Source organism: Paraburkholderia sp. SECH2 (assembly GCF_030464795.1).
Classification (GTDB): Bacteria; Pseudomonadota; Gammaproteobacteria; order Burkholderiales; family Burkholderiaceae; genus Paraburkholderia; species Paraburkholderia aspalathi.
Genome location: NZ_JALPRH010000003.1, coordinates 450,318 through 468,402, shown reverse-complemented (window position 1 = coordinate 468,402; position 18,085 = coordinate 450,318). Strand labels below are relative to the sequence as shown.

At 61.6% G+C, this 18,085-nt stretch carries 18 protein-coding genes; 12 read left to right on the top strand and 6 right to left on the bottom strand.

Annotated elements, in window-relative coordinates:
- The first annotated feature begins 303 nt into the window (after positions 1-303).
- From M0D66_RS09295 to M0D66_RS09285, 3 genes are all read left to right on the top strand, one after another.
- On the top strand, positions 304-1,848 hold the full coding sequence (locus tag M0D66_RS09295; protein WP_266210625.1) for a methyl-accepting chemotaxis protein: 1,545 nt from the start codon (positions 304-306) through the stop codon (positions 1,846-1,848).
- A gap of 355 nt (positions 1,849-2,203) precedes the next feature.
- Positions 2,204-2,827 (top strand): trimeric intracellular cation channel family protein, encoded by a 624-nt coding sequence (locus M0D66_RS09290; protein ID WP_200622591.1) that lies wholly within the window; start codon positions 2,204-2,206, stop codon positions 2,825-2,827.
- 120 nt (positions 2,828-2,947) lie between these two features.
- Positions 2,948-4,696 carry a penicillin-binding protein 2 gene (locus tag M0D66_RS09285; protein ID WP_266210624.1) on the top strand — a complete coding sequence of 583 codons (1,749 nt, stop codon included), beginning with the start codon at positions 2,948-2,950 and terminating at the stop codon, positions 4,694-4,696.
- Between the two features lie 54 nt (positions 4,697-4,750).
- Here the strand turns inward: M0D66_RS09285 and M0D66_RS09280 are convergent, their stop codons facing one another.
- Complete coding sequence (locus M0D66_RS09280) at positions 4,751-5,866, bottom strand: diguanylate cyclase (RefSeq protein WP_200622595.1); 1,116 nt, start codon at positions 5,864-5,866, stop codon at positions 4,751-4,753.
- 310 nt (positions 5,867-6,176) lie between these two features.
- On the opposite strand from M0D66_RS09280, the gene M0D66_RS09275 reads away from it, so the two are divergent.
- Positions 6,177-6,434, top strand: a complete 258-nt coding sequence (locus M0D66_RS09275) for a DUF2866 domain-containing protein (RefSeq protein WP_093632986.1) — start codon at positions 6,177-6,179, stop codon at positions 6,432-6,434.
- A 22-nt stretch (positions 6,435-6,456) separates the two neighbouring features.
- On the opposite strand, the gene M0D66_RS09270 is transcribed toward M0D66_RS09275, so the two are convergent.
- Complete coding sequence (locus M0D66_RS09270; RefSeq protein WP_266210623.1) at positions 6,457-7,095, bottom strand: glutathione binding-like protein; 639 nt, start codon at positions 7,093-7,095, stop codon at positions 6,457-6,459.
- 66 nt (positions 7,096-7,161) lie between these two features.
- Here M0D66_RS09270 and M0D66_RS09265 point away from each other — a divergent pair, with 66 nt between their 5' ends.
- The 3 genes from M0D66_RS09265 (at position 7,162) to M0D66_RS09255 (ending at position 8,554) form a co-directional block, all read left to right on the top strand.
- Complete coding sequence (locus tag M0D66_RS09265) at positions 7,162-7,842, top strand: TetR/AcrR family transcriptional regulator (protein ID WP_266210622.1); 681 nt, start codon at positions 7,162-7,164, stop codon at positions 7,840-7,842.
- Between the two features lie 77 nt (positions 7,843-7,919).
- Positions 7,920-8,069 (top strand): hypothetical protein, encoded by a 150-nt coding sequence (locus M0D66_RS09260; RefSeq protein ID WP_172737764.1) that lies wholly within the window; start codon positions 7,920-7,922, stop codon positions 8,067-8,069.
- Positions 8,070-8,185: 116 nt separating this feature from the next.
- Positions 8,186-8,554 (top strand): hypothetical protein, encoded by a 369-nt coding sequence (locus tag M0D66_RS09255; RefSeq protein WP_266210621.1) that lies wholly within the window; start codon positions 8,186-8,188, stop codon positions 8,552-8,554.
- A gap of 71 nt (positions 8,555-8,625) precedes the next feature.
- Here M0D66_RS09255 and M0D66_RS09250 read toward each other — a convergent pair whose 3' ends face one another.
- Positions 8,626-9,252: a LysE family translocator gene (locus tag M0D66_RS09250; RefSeq protein ID WP_093632989.1), complete on the bottom strand. Its 627-nt coding sequence runs from the start codon at positions 9,250-9,252 to the stop codon at positions 8,626-8,628.
- Positions 9,253-9,417: 165 nt separating this feature from the next.
- On the opposite strand from M0D66_RS09250, the gene M0D66_RS09245 reads away from it, so the two are divergent.
- The 4 genes from M0D66_RS09245 to M0D66_RS09230 all read left to right on the top strand — a co-directional run bounded on the left by M0D66_RS09245 (position 9,418) and on the right by M0D66_RS09230 (position 12,802).
- Positions 9,418-10,002, top strand: a complete 585-nt coding sequence (locus M0D66_RS09245; protein WP_093632990.1) for a YigZ family protein — start codon at positions 9,418-9,420, stop codon at positions 10,000-10,002.
- A gap of 219 nt (positions 10,003-10,221) precedes the next feature.
- Complete coding sequence (locus M0D66_RS09240) at positions 10,222-10,785, top strand: hypothetical protein (RefSeq protein ID WP_234488171.1); 564 nt, start codon at positions 10,222-10,224, stop codon at positions 10,783-10,785.
- 152 nt (positions 10,786-10,937) lie between these two features.
- The gene (locus tag M0D66_RS09235) at positions 10,938-11,558 is read left to right on the top strand and encodes a LysE family translocator (protein ID WP_093632991.1); all 621 of its coding nucleotides are present in this window, start codon (positions 10,938-10,940) and stop codon (positions 11,556-11,558) included.
- Positions 11,559-11,824: 266 nt separating this feature from the next.
- Positions 11,825-12,802 (top strand): 2-dehydropantoate 2-reductase, encoded by a 978-nt coding sequence (locus tag M0D66_RS09230; protein WP_154563581.1) that lies wholly within the window; start codon positions 11,825-11,827, stop codon positions 12,800-12,802.
- Positions 12,803-12,889: 87 nt separating this feature from the next.
- On the opposite strand, the gene M0D66_RS09225 is transcribed toward M0D66_RS09230, so the two are convergent.
- From M0D66_RS09225 to oxlT, 3 genes are read right to left on the bottom strand one after another with little or no spacing between them, the layout of a single operon-like run.
- Positions 12,890-14,341: an aldehyde dehydrogenase family protein gene (locus tag M0D66_RS09225; RefSeq protein WP_211702839.1), complete on the bottom strand. Its 1,452-nt coding sequence runs from the start codon at positions 14,339-14,341 to the stop codon at positions 12,890-12,892.
- Positions 14,310-15,311 (bottom strand): LysR family transcriptional regulator, encoded by a 1,002-nt coding sequence (locus M0D66_RS09220; protein WP_200655106.1) that lies wholly within the window; start codon positions 15,309-15,311, stop codon positions 14,310-14,312. Before M0D66_RS09220 ends, M0D66_RS09225 begins: the two co-directional genes overlap by 32 nt.
- Before the next feature lie 30 nt (positions 15,312-15,341).
- Positions 15,342-16,682, bottom strand: coding sequence for an oxalate/formate MFS antiporter (oxlT, locus tag M0D66_RS09215; RefSeq protein ID WP_093632995.1), 1,341 nt, complete (start codon positions 16,680-16,682; stop codon positions 15,342-15,344).
- Between the two features lie 385 nt (positions 16,683-17,067).
- Here oxlT and M0D66_RS09210 point away from each other — a divergent pair, with 385 nt between their 5' ends.
- Positions 17,068-18,015 carry a LysR family transcriptional regulator gene (locus M0D66_RS09210; RefSeq protein WP_093632996.1) on the top strand — a complete coding sequence of 316 codons (948 nt, stop codon included), beginning with the start codon at positions 17,068-17,070 and terminating at the stop codon, positions 18,013-18,015.
- The last annotated feature ends 70 nt before the right edge of the window (positions 18,016-18,085 follow it).

The following is an 18,085-nucleotide window of genomic DNA, read 5'->3' as shown; positions in this document are numbered from 1 at the left end:
TGCCGCCCCGCACAGGGGCAACGCTAATAGACCACTAACAATGCAAGGAAAGGCAAAGCCCTAAGAACACGGCCAAAAAGCGCCGCGCAGGCAAAAACCCCAAAACCAAATCCATATAGTCAGACAAATAAAACAGCGGGTTTCCCCTCCCCTGCGGAGCAAACAAAACGAAGCCGTAAACACAGTCAGCAACAAGCCACTCGCTGCAAGCGAAAAAGCAAAGAGTGAAAAAGCGAAAGAGCAAACCCTGACCGACCACCTCGCGAAAGCGAAATCAAAAGCGAAAGCAAGAACCCCATTGCCATGACTCTGAACAAAAAACTAGCCTCAATGATCGCGGTCCTCTGGACCGGCCTGATCCTGATCGGCGGCTTCGGCGCATGGCAAAACCGTGCCTCGATGATCTCAGACCGCCGTGATCAACTGGTCGCGCTGATCGACCAGGCCAATCACATCGTCAACCGCTACTACACCCTCGCCCAACAGCACGCGATCACCGAAGACGAAGCCAAAAAGCAGGCGCTCGCAACGCTCGCCGCCATGCGCTACGGCAAAGACGGCTATATCTCCGTCAACAACTCGCAATCGGTCATGCTGATGCACCCGATCAAGCAGGAACTGGTCGGCAAGAACATGGCGCAATTTACCGATCCGGCCGGCAATCATCTGTTCGTCGATATCGTCACCGCAGGCAATCACGAAGGCGGCGGCTATGTCGACTATCTGTGGTCCAAACCCGGCAGCGACAAACCCGTGGCGAAAACCAGCTTCTCGCGCCACTTCGAGCCGTGGGACTGGTATCTGGTCACCGGCATGTACATGGACGACGTGCAGCGCGCGTTCTACGCCAACCTGTTGCGCTGGCTCGTCATCACCCTGACGCTCGGCGCGATCGCCACGACCGTCATGCTGCTGGTGTTGCGCAGCATCCGCCGCACGCTCGGCGGCGATCTCGAAGTCGCGGTCGAAGCGACTCAACGGATGGCGGACGGCAATCTCGCCACGCGCGTGCCGCTGCAGGCAAACGACACCGGCGGCAGTCTCTTGCACGCGCTTCACACCATGCAGGCCGGTCTCGTCGATACGGTTTCGCGCGTGCGTCTCGGCACTGAAAACATCAATATCGGCGCAACCGAAATCGCCGCCGGCAACACGGATCTGTCGCAACGCACCGAGGAACAGGCTGCAGCGCTCGTCCAAACGGCGTCGAGCATGGATCAGATGACGGTCAACGTGAAGCAGAACGCGGACAGCGCGCTGCAAGCGGCGCAACTCGCCGGTCAGGCAGCGGATGTGGCCACGCGCGGCAGCCGCGTCGTCGACGACGTGGTCCGCACCATGGGCGAAATCACCACCAGTTCGCGGCAGATCGGCGACATCATCGGCGTGATCGACGGCATCGCGTTCCAGACCAACATCCTCGCGCTCAACGCAGCGGTCGAAGCGGCTCGCGCGGGCGAACAGGGCCGCGGCTTCGCGGTGGTCGCCGCAGAAGTGCGCAGCCTCGCACAACGCTCGGCTACGGCCGCGAAGGAAATCAAAGCGTTGATCGAAACGTCCACCCATACCGTCGAAGCCGGCGCGTCGCTGGTCGCCAACGCCGGTTCGACCATGGGCGAGATCGTGCAGTCGGTGCGCCGCGTGAACGAAATCCTCGAGGAAATCAGCAACGCCTCGCGCGAACAAAGCGCGGGCATCGAACAGGTCAATCGCGCAGTCGGCGAAATGGATCAGGTCACGCAGCAAAATGCCGCGCTCGTCGAAGAAGCCGCCGCCGCGGCCCATTCGCTGAAGGATCAGGTGGGCGTGTTGCGCGAGGCAATCTCGAGTTTCGCTCTGCCGGCCTGAGGTTGCCGGCTCGTTCACGCAGCGGGATATAAGCAGAAAAGGGGCAGAAAAAAGAAGGCGCTCGACAGGCAGGGAGCGCCTCTTTAACACGCCGCGTCGGAGTCGACGCATTAATCGAACGAGCCAGCCGCGCGGATTTTCAAGTCCGCGCGGCTTTTTTGTGTTCAGCGAACGCTTACCGCGCCCGATTGCGCAACCAGGTTAAGCCGAATTTGGCATCGCCGAATTCGGCTTAAGGCATTTTCATCAGGACCCGCCGCTTCCGATAATGGCCGCTTTCCAACGCGCGCCTCGCGGCAAGCCCCCATGCGGGGCCCGCCCTCTCGCTAGCGCCGTCCCACCAAGGCTCGCCGTCATGCTGCTCCACCTCCTCTACCTAGTGGCGATCATCGCCGAAGCCATGTCCGGCGCATTGATGGGCATGCGCCGCGGCATGGACCGCTTCGGCCTGTGCCTCGTCGGCACCGTCACCGCACTCGGCGGCGGCACGGTGCGCGACGTGCTGCTCGGCCACTATCCCCTTGCATGGATCTCGCATCCAGATTACGTTCTGATTACAATCGGGGCAGCGTCGATTGCCGCGGCGAGCGCCAAATGGCTGCGCAACTGGCAACGGCTGTTCGTCACGGTCGACGCAATCGGCCTGATCGCGTTCACGGTTATCGGTTGCGACGTCGCCGCGACACTGGACGTGAGCCCGGCGATCGTCGTGCTGGCCGGCGCGATTACCGGCGTGTGCGGCGGCATGCTGCGCGATGTGCTGTGCAACCAGATGCCGCTCGTGTTGCGTGAGGAGTTGTACGCCAGCATCGCACTCGGCGCCGGGGCGCTGTATGTCGCACTACAAGCCTGCGACGTGGCGCCGGCGCCGGCCTCGATCGTGGTGCTGGCCGTTGGTTTCGCGGTACGCATGCTGGCCGTGCGGTTTCGCTGGCAACTTAAGGTATTCACCGCCGCCGATTCGGGCGGCGCAGGTTAATCCCGCTGCACGCCACGCGCGTGTGGCTTTCGCTCGAGGAGCACGCTCGACAGTCACGCGCAACAGGACATCGGCCTCGCCGGTTTCTCGCCCTCGCACTGCTGTTCGTTATCCGCACTCATGATCCAGAAGAAGAAATCGCAGTCGCACGATCCGTACGCGCCCGTCGCGAAGAACCAGTTGCTGGCCGCGCGCCTGCCGATGTGGCGTTCGAAACTTGTCGTCCTGCTGGTGTTCGGCGCGTTCGCGTCGCTGGCGGCGCGCGCGTTCTGGGTGCAGGTGGTCAATCAGGATTTCTACGTCGATCAGGGGCAAAAGCGCTATCAGCGCACGCTCGAACTCGACGCGACGCGCGGGCGAATCGTCGACCGCAATGGCTCGATGCTTGCCGTCAGTCTCGCGACGTACGAGATTTGGGCCTCGCCCAAGCTGCTCGACGAAGCCTCGTTCGCGCCGCTTTCGAAGCTGCTCGATTTGCCGCTGGCGGAATTGCGCCGGCGTCTGAATGGCGACAAAACCTTCGTGCTGCTCAAGCGCCAGGTGGACGCCGACACCGCCGATCATCTCAACAAACTGGGTCTCGCCGGCATCACGCAGATCGCGGATTCGAAGCGCTTTTATCCCGAAGGCGAATCGGCGGCGCACGTGGTCGGCTTTACAGATATCGAGGACAACGGCCAGGAAGGCGTCGAGCTCGCCGCCAACGAGCAACTGCTCGGCGTGCCGGGCCAGCGCGAAGTGATTCGCGACCGCCTGGGCCGCGTGGTGTCCGAGACCCGGCCGCTCGTGCCGGCGCAGAACGGCGACACCATCCACCTGACGATCGATCGGCGCATCCAGCAACTCGCTTACGCGCAACTGAAGGACGCCATCGCCAAACATCACGCCGAGGCCGGCAGCGTGGTCGTGCTCGATGCGCGCAACGGCGAGATCCTCGCGCTCGCCAACTATCCGAGCTTCGATCCGAACGACCGCGCGCGGCTCACCGGGCGGCAACTGCGCAATCGCGCGGTCGTCGACACCTTCGAGCCGGGTTCGACGATCAAACCGGTCGTCGTCGCGCTGTCGATCGACGAGGGCAAGGTGCGGCCGCAAAGCGTCATCGATACCGCGCCGGGTTGGTACAAGATCGGCCCGGCGGTGATTCACGACACGTCGAATCACGGCGCGATGACCGTCGCCGAAGCCGTGCAGAAGTCGAGCAATATCGCGCTCGCCAAGCTCGCATTGAATCTGCCCGCTGAAACGATCTGGAACAAGTATCAGGAATACGGGCTTGGGTTGAGGCCCGAGCTGACCTTTCCGGGCGTCGCGTCGGGCAAGGTGCGCCCGTACAAACGCTGGCGTCCGATCGAACAGGCGACCATGGCGTATGGCTACGGGCTGTCCACTTCGCTACTGCAGATCGCGCAGGTCTACACCGCCTATGCCGGCGACGGCACCATGCATCCCGTGAGTCTGTTGCGGACGAACAAAAACGCGGACGGAACCTCGAGTGCAAGCAGCACGGCGCAGACCATGGATAAGGGCCATGCAGTCACCACGCCCGCCACCGCGCGCGCGATCCGGTCGATGCTTGAAATGGCCACTGGTGTTGGCGGTACAGGGCGCGCAGCAGTAGTGGAAGGCTACCGGATCGGCGGCAAAACCGGCACGGCGCGCAAGCAGGTCGGCGCGACTTACGCGAAAAACCGTTACCGCGCGCTGTTTGTCGGCATGGCGCCGATGAGCGACCCACGGCTGATCGTCGCCGTGATGATCGACGACCCGGCCGGCAAGGCGTTTTATGGTGGGACGGTGGCCGGCCCCGTGTTCGGCGCGGTAACAGGTGGAGCGCTGCAATTGCTGGGGGTGCCGCCGGACGCGTGAGGGCCCGCTACGCCGTGAATCGCGACGCGCCATTCGTTATACCAACAGCAACGGTTAGCGTCGCGCGTTATCGCTGCCCGCTTTCGCCAACGCCTCGATGCGGTTGCGGCCATTGCGTTTAGCCTGGTACATCGCCCGATCGGCTTCTTCCATCATCGCGTGGCCGTGCACGGCTGCGTCGGCAGACGCACCGGCAAGCGTGCGCGCCGCCACGCCGATCGACACGGTCAACGCGATACGCTCGCCGTGGTCGTCCTGCAAATCCAGCCTTTCGACAGCCAGCCGCACGCGCTCGGCGACCGTCAGCGCATCGGCCCGATCGCCTTGCAGCAGCGCGGTAAACTCTTCGCCGCCATAGCGTGCCACGGTGTCGCCCAGGCGCACCTGCTGCCGCACGCAGGCGGCCACGGCCGCCAGCGCGCGATCGCCGGTCTGATGGCCGTAGGTGTCGTTGATCCGCTTGAAGCTGTCGATATCGATGAAAAGACACGCGACCGGCACGCCATACCGGACGGCGCGCATGATTTCCTCGCGCAGCCGTTCATCGAAGTAGCGGCGATTGGCGAGGCCGGTCAGCGAATCGGTCATACCGAGTTGCTTGAGCCGCTCGCGGTGCGCGACATTGTCGAGACTTGCCGTGACGATGCTCGCAAAGCGCTCCAGGATATCCGTAGCCATGCCTTCGGCGAAACGCGCCGGGTCGTCGCTGCACAGGCATAGAAAGCCGCTCACGGTATCGCCCGCGGCAAGCGGCAGCATGATTGCGCTCGCCGGCGCGTCGGCGTCACCGAAGAATGCGCGGCGCGCCGTTTCATCCAGTTGACCAGGCTTGCCCAGCCATGGCCGTCCTTCGTCGCACAAGCCAAGGGCCGCGAGTCCGCCTTCGCGCGACGTTCTCAGATTGGGCTGGTCGAGTGCATCCAGAGCGCCTGGATCGAGCAGTTCGAGCAGCATCGGCGCGCGGTCGTCGAGCCACAACGTCACGCTCGCCAGCGAGAATTCCTTCGGCAAATGGCTGAATAGCGTGTCGAGAAACGACGCGAAATCCTGCGCGCCGATCAACCTCAACTCGACGTTCTGGAAACGGCGCAGCGTGCGCTCGTTGTGCTGCACGGTATCGACGAGCGAGCGCAGTCGGTCTGAAAGCGGCGTTTGAGCGAGATTCGTCACGTTATTGATGCGGGCCCGGAGGCGAAGCGGGGTCGGCGGCCCCAACCGCTGTAATAACGGCCAATTCCGCGAGGTCTTGAGGGTTCGATCACCGCGCACGCAAAAACAGCGGTTTAACAGGGCGATCACGCAGCGGGATCAAGCGCGGGAATTTTGGGCGTGATCTTAAGTTTGGCTTAATTCTTACCTGTAACTATGGCGTCCAACATCCCCTGTTGAGCCGCCAGAACATCGGCGGCGCTTTTTTCTCAAGGGATGTCGCCGACGCGCCGATAGATGGACAGCATGCCTGCGAAGAAGGAGTCAAACGATGGTGGAAGACACGGTATTCGAGCATCTGCGCGCGATGCCCGGCAACGAATGGGTGCGCCAGATCCACTCGTGCAAGGTCTCGGACCCCTTGCAGCCCCCTTGGGGACGCTCGTACAGACTCGTCGAATGGACCATGAAGCACACCCCCGAATCGAGCCGCCGCGTGGTGCCCGCGGAAAGCACACCACTCGAAATCGCCCAGGCGGTCGTATCGCACATTCCGGGGCGCCGGTTCTGCCAGCACGGCGACGATTGATCCTGTTTCCGGCAACCTGCCCTCAGTTTTTCGCGCGCTTCGCCATTTCTTCCTCAAACAGGGCGAATTCTTCCCTTGCGGCCTTTGCCACACTTGGCCGCTGCATCAAGCGCTTGTAGTAAGCCGCCACCGCCGGCCATCGCGACAGATCGATGCCGCCATACGACGCCCAGTTCAGCACCGTGACCAGATACGCGTCGCCCACGCTGAACGCGTCGAGCAGATACTCGCTTTGCGCCAGATGATCCTGCAGAACACCTAGCCGCAATGCGGCCTTGTCGCGCGCATAGCGCTTCACGTCTTCGGGCGCGCGCGCATCGAGCAACGGCACGAACACTGCCTTGTGCAACTCCGTACTGATAAAACCCAGCCATTGCTGCAAGCGCGCGCGCTGTGCCGTACCCGGAGCAGGCGCAAGCCGCGCGGCCGGAAAATGATCGGCCACATACGGCAGGATCGCCGTGTTTTCGGTCAACAGCCAGCCTTCATCCGTGCGCAGCACCGGCACCTGCCCGAGCGGACTGATCGGATAGAAGTCCGAGCCGTCCGACAACTGTTTCGACTTCGTGTCGACATGAATGAACCCAGCCTGTGCCCCCGCCTCGTACAACGCGATTCGGGTAGCCAGTGAACAAGCGAGCGGCGAGAAGTACAGATCCATGGGGAAGCCCCCTGTCGTTGGTGTTTTTGTACTATATTGCATATAAATCACTTCCGCCATATTTTTATGCCGACCAGTACAAAAAAAGAAACTCGCCCGCGCGGCCGTCCGCGTGCCTATGATTCCGACCAGGCACTCGCCGATGCAAGAGACGTGTTCTGGCGCAGCGGTTATGCGGGCACCTCGCTGGATCAATTGAGCACTGCGACCGGTATGAACCGCCCGAGTCTGTATGGTGCATTCGGCGACAAACACGCGTTGTATCTGAATACGCTCGAACGTTATATCGAGGCCGGCCGGCTCGCGATGGTTCATGCACTCAGCGAGGATCTGCCGTTGCCGCAGGCTCTGCTGCGCGTTTATGACGGCGCGCTCGCGTGGTACTTGCCCGCCGACGGCGATCAACTCGGCTGTTTCATGATCGGCACCGCCACGGTCGAAGCGGTGGACGACGCCGAAGTCCGCGCAGCGCTAGCCGAGGGACTGCGCACCTACGACAAGGCCTTCGAGAAACGCTTAAAGCTGGCGCAGGCCGCAGGCGAACTGGCCGCCGATGCGCAGCCGCCCCTTCTCGCGAAGATCGCATCAGCGATTTTGCACAGCCTCGCGTTGCGCGCCCGCGCGGGCGATTCGCGCGCGTCGCTGCGGGCAACGGCGGTTGCAGGGGTGGCGTTGATCTGCGGCAGTGCGGGCGCGTCACCTGCGCCGGCAACGGGCAAAACCACAGCAAAAGGACGTGGACGGTAAGCGGAAGGAGTTCGCTCGCGTTATTCGATTTCCGTTCAGATCACAGGCGGCCGAGGGTCGCCGCGCCTTTGCAATGCTTGACAGTCACGGGAAATGTTTATGCCTATGATGGGTCGATTCACCCGACACGTCATGGTTTCGACATGAACTATCCGTACGACGTACTGACCGCCGCCTGTCTTTTCATCATCGTGATCTCCACCACCATCATGCTCGCGCTCACCTGAGCGAGCGTTGTAACGCCTCCTGCTATAGGTCGTTCTAGCAGGTCAACGCGCACCCCCGCGTTTCCGTAAAAAGACGGGATATACTGTGCATATATACAGTACTTTTCGTCTGAACAATGCGCCTTCCTCCCTTCGAACCGCCTACGCTTGCCGAACTCCGTGCCTGGTGGCGCACGCGCGACGAGCAGGCGATCCAGCGCCTCATCCTCGAGATTCAACGGCAACGGCTCACGCTGCTGGAGTTGCGCAACCTGATCGACAGCGGCGTCCAGCAGGCGCGCACCGCCGACCGCACGCTGGTCGAACGCGGCGAACCACTCATGACGTTACGCATACGGATCGCGCAGGAAGTGCTGCGCGTAGGTGATATCGACGATACCCGGCAGATGAGCCGCGCCGCACAGGAAAAGCTCGCCGTGCGCACCGAGGGCCAGATGGAATACGCGCGCGAAGGCCGCTTGAGGCGGCAACGCAGGAATATCTAGTTCGAGTGTCGCAAGGTGTTTCTGCGCGCCCGAAGGAAAAAACGGTGCGCGGCCGGATCAATGCTGCAGGATCAGCGCGTTTGCGTGGCGACGCGCAAGCCGAGCGAAATAAACAGCACGCCGATGATCTTGTTTTGCCAGCGGCTAAGCCATGTCAGGCGCTTGACGAGTTTGCCCAACGGACGAATCGTCAGCACGATCAGCGTCGTATAAAGCGCGCTCATGCCGACGAAGATCAGTCCGAGCGTCGTGAACTGCAGGAACGAAGAACCGTGCTCGGGGCGAACGAACTGCGGCAGAAACGCGAGGAAAAACAGCGCGGTCTTGGGGTTCAGCACTTCGGCAGGGATCGCCTGAAAGAAGGCCTTGGAGGCGGATACCGGCGCGACTGTCGGCAAATGCGCGCTCGCCTGCTTTTCGCGCAAGGCGCGAATGCCCAGATAGACGAGATAGGCGGCGCCGACGATTTTCACGGCATTGAAGGCGAGCGCCGACGTCATCAGCAACGCCGACAGGCCAATCGCGGCGCCCAGCGTGTGGATGAAATCGCCAGCGGCGACGCCGAGACCGGTGAGTATGCCGGCCTTGCGCCCACCATGCACCGTGCGGGTCAAAACCAGTAGCACGGCCGGACCGGGAATCAGAAAGAGCCCGAGTACAACGGCAACGAAGGTTCCTAGCGTAGAAAGATCAAGCATGTCGTCTCCTGTGTGGCGCGCTGACTTCAGCGGACAGGCGCGCGTTCAGCGGACGATTGTAGATCGTTCGGCGATTCCCCGCCGACGATCCGTTACCATTGCGGGCACAGGGCCGCCTACGCGCCACATGCGGCCCGCATTTTTTCATCCACCGAAGTCTTTGCCTTGCCCACCTACACCTTGCCCGCGCCGCTCTCTGCGGAACTCGAGATTCGCAAGAGCCGTTTCATCGCGCACGCGATACCGGTCGCCGACCGCGACGCCGCGATGGCCGAGTTGCGGCGTCTGCGCGACGAGCATCCTGGCGCGACGCATGTCTGCTGGGCGCTGCTGGCAGGTGGCCAATCAGGCATGTCCGACGACGGCGAGCCATCTGGCACGGCAGGCCGGCCGATTCTCGAAGTGCTGCGGCATCACGATCTGGACGGCGTGCTGGCCGCCGTCGTGCGGTATTACGGCGGCGTAAAGCTGGGTGCCGGCGGGTTGGTGCGAGCGTATACCGACGCGATTGCTTCGGCTCTATTGGATGCGCCGCGGGTGGAGAGGATTGCCCAGGTTCCGCTGATCGTCGAAGTGAGCTACGCCGATGAAGCGAAGGTGCGCAGATGGATCGAGGCTGAAGGTTACGGGCTTGTGGACAGTGCCTACGGGATGCTGGTGAAGATCACGGTCCGCCTGCCCGTCAATGCGGTAGATGACGCCCGGCTAGCCCTGGTGGACATGACTCAGGGGAAAGCCGGGTTCTTTTGATCGCGTTGCCTTCGGCGCGGAGCTGCTTCAATCGTTCGAGAATTCCGGACCCCGATCCACTTTAGAAGATGCACAGGATCGGCTCGCTGTTACCATGCTGCTCTGTACCGGAATGACTCCACTTAAAAGGCAATTCCTCTGACCTCGACCGACGCTTTTTCCAGCACAGCGCCCGAGTCGCCGCAACAGAGTCAGTCTCTGCGGCCATCGCTCGATCCCATGCGTCCGGGCCTGAGATCCACCGTACTCAAGGGTTGCGGCGTCGTCGCACTGCCGTTGATGCTGTCCGCATGCTCCTGGTCGTGGTTCGGCCTGAATTGCCCACCGCGCGCAACCGCACATCCAACCGGCTGGCTGAGCGTCGCGCCCGCCGGCGATTTCGCCTACATGCCTGCTCGCAATGGGCAGGTTTCACCAAACCGGATCGAGAATACGGCGATGACCGGCATCGTGCTAAAAAACGATATCAACGAGACCGTGCGCAACAGCATTGCCAGCAGCTTGCAGGTCGCGGGCTTTCATCTCACCGAAGACAGGAAGGTTCTGAGCGGCAGCATTGAGAAGTTCACGGTGGATGACGCGCGGTCGCCAGCGTTCTGGACGCTGAAAATGCGCTACATCGTGACCGATGCCACGACCCAGAAGGTTGTGTTCTCAACCACCAAGACGGTGCGGCAGAAGTCGCCCAAATTCACGAGTAATACCATCGCCATCGAAGACACGGTCAAGCTGAGTGTCGAAGCGTTGATCAGCGACCCAGGCTTCGTTAATTCGGTGAATTGAGCGGACGGACCGAATAGGCGCCGTCTGCCGATTCGCTACAATCGGGAAATATCGAGAGGAACGCAAAATCGCGCAGCATCGAAGCGCCGCTGGCGCCTGCCGTCTCGCGTGCCCGATTCTGCAACCCTGTGCCCTTCTCCGTGCGAGCCGTCATGTCTATCACCACCTGGCTGTTCTTCCTGCCCGCCTGCTTCGCGATCAACCTAGCGCCCGGTCCTAACAATCTTCTATCCATCAACGTTGCCGCGCGTCACGGCTTCATGACGGCTTTCGTCGGCGGCACCGGCCGGCTGGTCGCGTTCGCGTTGATGCTGGTGTTGGCCGCGACTGGCCTCGCCGTCGTGCTGCACGCGTCCGAGTGGTTCTTCCTCGCAATCAAACTGGCCGGCGCCGCGTATCTGATCTGGCTTGCCATCCAGTTGTGGCGCAGCGACGCGCCGGCCATCGATACGATTCAACAGGACGACGCATCGCTCTGGCGGATTGCGCGGCAGGAGTGTCTTGTGGCTGCGGGCAATCCGAAGGCGATTCTGGTTTTCACCGCATTTTTGCCGCAGTTCGTGGATATCGCCAAACCGATACTGCCTCAGTTCGCGGTGCTCGGCGCGAGCTTCCTGGTCCTCGAATGGGTGGCGATCGCGTTGTATTCGTGGGCCGGCATGCACCTTGGCAAGTGGCTGGTTCGCGCCAAGGTTCGCCGGTGGTTCAATCGCTGCTGCGGGGCGTTTCTGGCGGCGATCGGTGTGAGTTTTCTGCTGGTTCGGCGGACTTAAAACGCCTGAACTCGAAACCTGATATTCAGCTTTCCGAATCATCTGTTCAGCAGCGCCTCAGCTGTACGACGCCTTCTCGCACCGTTGAGAGCTGAATGGCAGTCGGCCTGTTCGTGAAACCATAAACAATAGGTAATGGACGACCGCATAAACTTTAACTGTCAGTAATCGTCCTGCGCCTTTATGCTCGAAGAATGACCCGCCGCCGCAGCTGGACCATACGCGGCATCGGACAAGCGACTTCTCATAGTCATAGGGGCGGCATCATGAAGATCTGTATCTTCGGAGCAGGAGCGATTGGCGGTTTGATGGGCGTGCAACTGGCGCGTGCCGGCGCGGATGTGAGTTTCGTCGCGCGCGGCGCGCATCTTGCCGCCATGCGCGAACACGGCGCGCGCCTGATCATGGACGGCGAGACGATCAGCACGCCGGTACGCTGCACGTCCGACCCGCGCGAACTCGGTGTGCAAGATTTCGTGATCATCACGCTGAAGGCGCACTCGCTGCCCGGCGTAGTCGACGCGATGCAGCCGCTCCTCGGCAAGCACACGGCCATCGTTACCGGCGTCAACGGCATCCCCTATTGGTACTTCTATCAGCACGGCGGAAAATTCGCCGGCACGCGCCTCGCCAGCATCGACCCGGACGGCAGCCAATGGACCAAACTCGGACCGGAACGCGCAATTGGCTGCGTGCTCTATCCCGCCGCGGAAATCGTCGAGCCGGGCGTCATCAAGCATGTGTACGGCAAGAAATTCCCGATCGGCGAGCCGAGCGGCGAACGCACGCCGCGCATTCAGCAGTTGCACGAGATCATGCAGGCAGCAGGATTCGATGCGCCGATTCGCGACAATATCCGCGACGAAATCTGGCTCAAGCTGTGGGGCAACCTCTGCTTCAATCCGATCAGCGCATTGACCCACGCCACGCTCGATATCCTCACCAGCGACCCCGGCACGCGTGCGGTATCACGCACGATGATGCTGGAAGCCAAGCGCATTGCCGATCAGTTCGGCGTGCATTTTCGCGTGGATGTGGAGAAGCGCATCGACGGTGCGGGTGCGGTCGGCGCGCATAAGACCTCGACGCTGGTCGATCTGGAGAATCGCCGTCCGATGGAGATCGATCCGCTACTGACGGTGGTGCAGGAAATGGGCCGTCTCGTTGCCGAGCCCACGCCGACTATCGACGTCGTGCTTGCCCTCATCAAGCTGCGCGAACGGATGGCATTGCAGGGCGATTGAGATTGAGCGCCGGTTGGCGCTTCGACCGACGTCTCACAAGCTTCAGAAAAGGATCGAACGCCACGCGTTCGATCCTTTTTTACATCGCTATTGATCGATCGCCAGCCACACCGCCTTGGGCTCGGTGAAGTTTTCAATCGCCACGTCGCCGTGCTCACGGCCAAAGCCTGAATCGCCGGAACCGCCCCAGGGCAAGCGCACATCGGTATAGCCGTAAGTGTTGATCCACACGGTGCCCGCCTTCAGGTCACGCGCCACTCGATGCACGCGACCGATATCCGCGCTCCATACGCCAGCCGCAAGGCTATACAACGTGCCGTTGGCGATACGGATCGCGTCGGCTTCGTCGTTGAAGCGAATCACACTCGCCACCGGCCCGAAGATCTCTTCCTGCGAAATGCGCATTTCATGTTCGACATTGGCGAACACCGTCGGCTCGACGAAGAAGCCGCGCTCGCCCACCCGCACGCCGCCGGTCACGAGCGATGCTCCTTCGGAGCGCCCCGTCTCGACATAGCCGAGCACGGTTTTCATCTGCGCCGCGGAGATAAGCGGCCCCATCGACGTTTCGCGCGCGGCCGGATCGCCGACCTTGATCGCCTTCGCACGCGCCGCGAGACGCTCGACCACTTCGTCGTAGACGTCTCGGTGAGCCAGAATGCGCGAGCCGGCCGAACACACCTGGCCGGTGTTGAAGAAAATCCCCGACGCTGCGGCTCGCACCGCATTGTCGAGATTCGCATCCGGGAAGATCAGGTTCGCCGACTTGCCGCCGAGCTCAAGCGTGACGCGCTTGAAGTTGCTGGCCGCGCCCTGCAAAATACCGCGCCCCACGGAAGGCGAGCCCGTGAAGGTCACCTTGTCGATGCCGGGATGCGCCACCAGCGCATCGCCGACCACCCGCCCCTTGCCGGTGACGATGTTCAGTACTCCCGGCGGCACACCCGCCTCGAGCGCGAGTTCGCCGAGGCGCAACGCCGTCAGCGGCGTAATCTCCGCAGGCTTGACGATCAGCGTGCAACCGCATGCCAGCGCGGGCGCGATTTTCCACATGCCGATCATCAGCGGGAAATTCCACGGCACGATCGCGGCGACCACGCCGACCGGTTCGCGCAGCGTGTACGTCAAGGCATCGGGACGTACCGGCACCACCTGCCCATTGATCTTGTCGCACCAGCCTGCGTAGTATTCGAGCGTATCGATCGCCGCCGGAATATCCTGGCGCATTACCGCCGAGATGGGTTTGCCTGCGTCGAGGCTTTCGAGCGCCGCGAGTTCGTCCAGATTCGCGCGCATCAAGCCGGCGAGACGCATCAGTATGCGGCCACGCTCGGCTGCCCGTATGGCATTCCACACTTTCAACGCGGCGCGCGCCGCGTGCACCGCGGTGTCGACATCGGCCGCGCTGCCTTGTGCAACCAGCGCAATCGGCTCTTCGGTCGCCGGGTTGATGTCGACGGAATATTCGCCGGTGCCAGGCGGCAAACGCTTGCCGTCGATCAGCAAATCATGGCGCCTGAGGTCGGTTTCGGTTTCCATCATGAAGCTCCTTGCTTGGGATATTGCGTGGACTGACCGGCAGCGGATCGGCCGGCACCGCCCTGGCGGCAGGCGAAGCCGCACCGGCGAGCGCAGCAAACTGCGCCCAGGCCGCTGCGGCGTTGGGTCTGAGGGAGCGATTGCGGCGATGCACGAGCAGCGTCGTGAGATTTATCTCGGGAAGTAGCGGCCGGCTCACCAGTGCCGCGCCGGGCGCGGGCCAATGTCCATCGACGGGTAAAACGCCGACACCAAGATCCAATTCGACCATGCGCGACACTGCCGCAACATGGCCGAGCTCCTGCACAGGCCGTCGCTTCAGGCCGTGCGTGTTGAAGGCAAGATCAAGCGCGGCGCGCACACCCGCGTCGGCATTCAAGGTGACGAGCGCCCACTCGCGCAATGCATGCCATGCGACGCTGGCTTGCCGCGCCAGCGGATGCGCGGGTGGCATCACCACATGCAGCGGCGTTGTGAACACTACTTGCGCGTGCAACTGATCGTTGGCCAGAGGCTCCGCCACCGAGACCACGCCGAAGTCCACTTCCCCCTGCTCGACGCTCGCGAGCACGCTGCTTTGCGATTGATCTCTGAGGGATACGACGAGTTCGGGAAACGCTGACGCGCAACGCGCCAGCCCCTGCGCCACCCAGCTCGACGACAACACGGGATTGCTCGCCAGCACGACCACGCCAGTGTGTCCGTCGTAAGCGGCCCGCTCCTCGCGCAGCGTCAATTCGATTTCATCGAGCAGGCGGCCGATTCTGCGCTCGAGACTCGCGCCGGCATGAGTCAGTTCTACTTGCCGCGTGGTGCGGTCGAAGAGCTTCAATTCAACGGCGTCTTCAAGTTCGCGCACACAACGGCTCACCGCCGACTGCGTCAGATCGAACTCGCGCGCCGCGCGTGTAAAGCTCCGTTCACGCGCGACGGCGACAAACACCTTGAGTTGCTGCAACGAAACATTCATAACGTTACTGCCGGGTGTAGATGGGTCACCCTATTCCCCCGATTGCTCAGGCCAGTGGCTAAGCCGCGAGGCCTTGCTGCCGGCAACGGCCAGCACGCCCTGGGGCTCATTGTGCGCTTCGATCCAGCGTGAACGCATGGGCGCAAGAATGAACTTCGCCGAGATGCCCGCGGCAATCGTGACGACGGCGGACACAATAAAGACGAGACTCCAGCCACCTGTCGCCGACAGCACCGAAGCAATCGGCACCAGCAGCGAGGCGGTGCCCTTCGCGGTGTACAGCGTGCCCGCATTGGCCGCCGCATATTTGCTGCCGAAGGTATCGGCGCAAATCGCGGGGAAGATCGAGAAAATTTCGCCCCAGAACAGGAAGATCAACGCGGCGAACGTCATGAACGCATACGGGTTGGTGCCGTACTGCATGAGACCGAGCAATGCGAGACCCTCGCCGATGAAGATCACGAACATCGTGTTCTCACGGCCGAGTTTGTCGGAGATGAAACCACACAGCGGACGGGTAAAGCCGTTGCAGATATTGTCGATGGAAAGCGTGGCCGTGAGCAGCGGCAGGGTCATACCGAAGATCGTCATCGGAATGCGTGCGAGCCCCCAGTCTTTGGCGATCGGACCGATTTGCGCGGTCGCCATCAGGCCGCCCGCCGCCACCGCGACAAACGATACGTAGATCACCCAGAACACCGGCGTCTTGATCATCTGGCCCGGCGTGTAGTCGACCTTGGTGACCGCGAACTTCTTCTTCGGTGCGGCTTGCTGGCGCAAGTTCGGTTTCTTCAACAGCAGCGCAAGCAAAAGTATGCTGACGCCCTGCAGGATGCCGAAGAAAAAGAAGGTGTGCTCGTAGCCCGAGCGCGTGATCATGTTGGCGATCGGAATGACCGTGACGGCAGCACCCGCGCCAAAACCTGCAGCCGTCAAACCGGCCGCAAGACCCCGGCGATCCGGAAACCATTTCAACGCGTTGCCGACACAGGTACCGTACACGCCGCCTGCGCCGATCCCGGCAATGACCGCTGACACATACAGCATCGGCAAGGTCGTCGCATACGAATTCATCACCCACGCGATGCCGGCGCATACCGCGCCGCCTGCGACCACCGGGCGTGGTCCGAATTTGTCGACCAGCCAGCCCTCCACCGGCACGAGCCACGTTTCTGTGAGAATGAAAATAGCGAATGCGAGCTGAATGGATGCTTCACCCCAGTGATGCCGCGAATTCATCGGCGTGACGAACAACGTCCATGCGTATTGCAGATTGGCTACCAATGCCATGCACATCATGCCGATGACGAGCTGCCACCAGCGGTTCGCCCAGAATACGCGAGTCGTGGTCTGTCGAGTGATATCGTCCATGAGCCTTGTCTCCGCTATTTATTGAGTGCGGCCGGCCATCACGCCGCACTGTATGCGTCTCACCTTATGCTTATGACCCGGACAGCCTTGCCATTCGGGAATATTTAATATTTGCGTCTTTAATTCGAATTCTTTAAGGGCTGCTCCTGCCTGAATCACCGTTTTTCAGACGATTTCTTTATTCCGATCAATTAAGTATCGACACTGCATCGGCGCTTCGCCGCTTCCCTTGCTACGCCTCAAATACAAGCGTTAACCCGAGTACCGCATCAAGCACAACGCCGACAATTCCGCTTCTTATACAGCCCCATGCTAGGGTCATTGCTGAATAACTAATAATTAAAGTTTGTTATTATGTCGATTCATATTTGCTTATACATCGGCCATGACGATGCGCAATGCCACTCTGCGGCAATTGAAGGTCTTTGAAACGGTAGCGCGCCACCTCAGCTTCTCGCGCGCCGCGGAAGAATTGCATCTGACGCAGCCCGCCGTCTCCACTCAGGTGAGGCAACTTGAGGAGCACGCAGGGCTGCCGCTGTTCGAACAGCTCGGCAAAAAAATCTATCTGACGCCGGCCGGCACCGAGATGCTTCACTACAGCCGCGCGATCATTCAGCAGTTCCACGAAGTCGACGAGGCGATGAGTCAGCTGAAGGGTGTCTCCGGCGGCAAGCTGAACGTCGCGGTGATCAGCGCCGGCGACTACTTTTTCCCGCGCCTGCTGGCCGAATTCACGCGGCGTTACGCGGGCGTCGTGCTCAATCTCGCCGTGCACAATCGCGCAGAACTGCTGCATCAGCTCGCGACCAACCAGACCGATCTCGCCGTGATGGTGCGGCCGCCGCACGAGACCGACGCGACCAACGAACCGTTCGCGCCGCACCCTTACGTGATCGTGGCGGCGCCTACGCATCCGCTCGCGCACAAACGCAACATCAAGATGAGCCAGTTGGCGAGTGAGGCCTTCATCGTGCGCGAACGCGGCTCGGATACCTGGAATTCGATGGAAGAAGGCTTCGCCGGCCGTCTCGCCAACCTGAAGATCGCGATGGAGATCAAGAGCACCGAAACGATCAAGCAGGCGGTGATCGCCGGCATGGGCATCGCGTTCCTGTCCGCGCATACGATCAGTCTCGAGTTGCAGCTCGGCCATCTGGTCGTGCTCGATGTGGAAAGCTTTCCGGTCATGCTCAACTGGTACGTCGTGCATCGCAAGAACAAGCGCCTGCCGCCGGTTGCGGTCGCCTTCAAACGCTTCCTGATGGAGGAAGGCGCGGGTCTCATCGAGAAGATTACGCGCGTGAAGGAATTGAGCGTCTATAAGCAGTAGGCTATGGAAAGCCAATGAAACTTTAACTATTGCGGATTGATCAGTATCCCTATGCTGCAAGTGAGTTCCC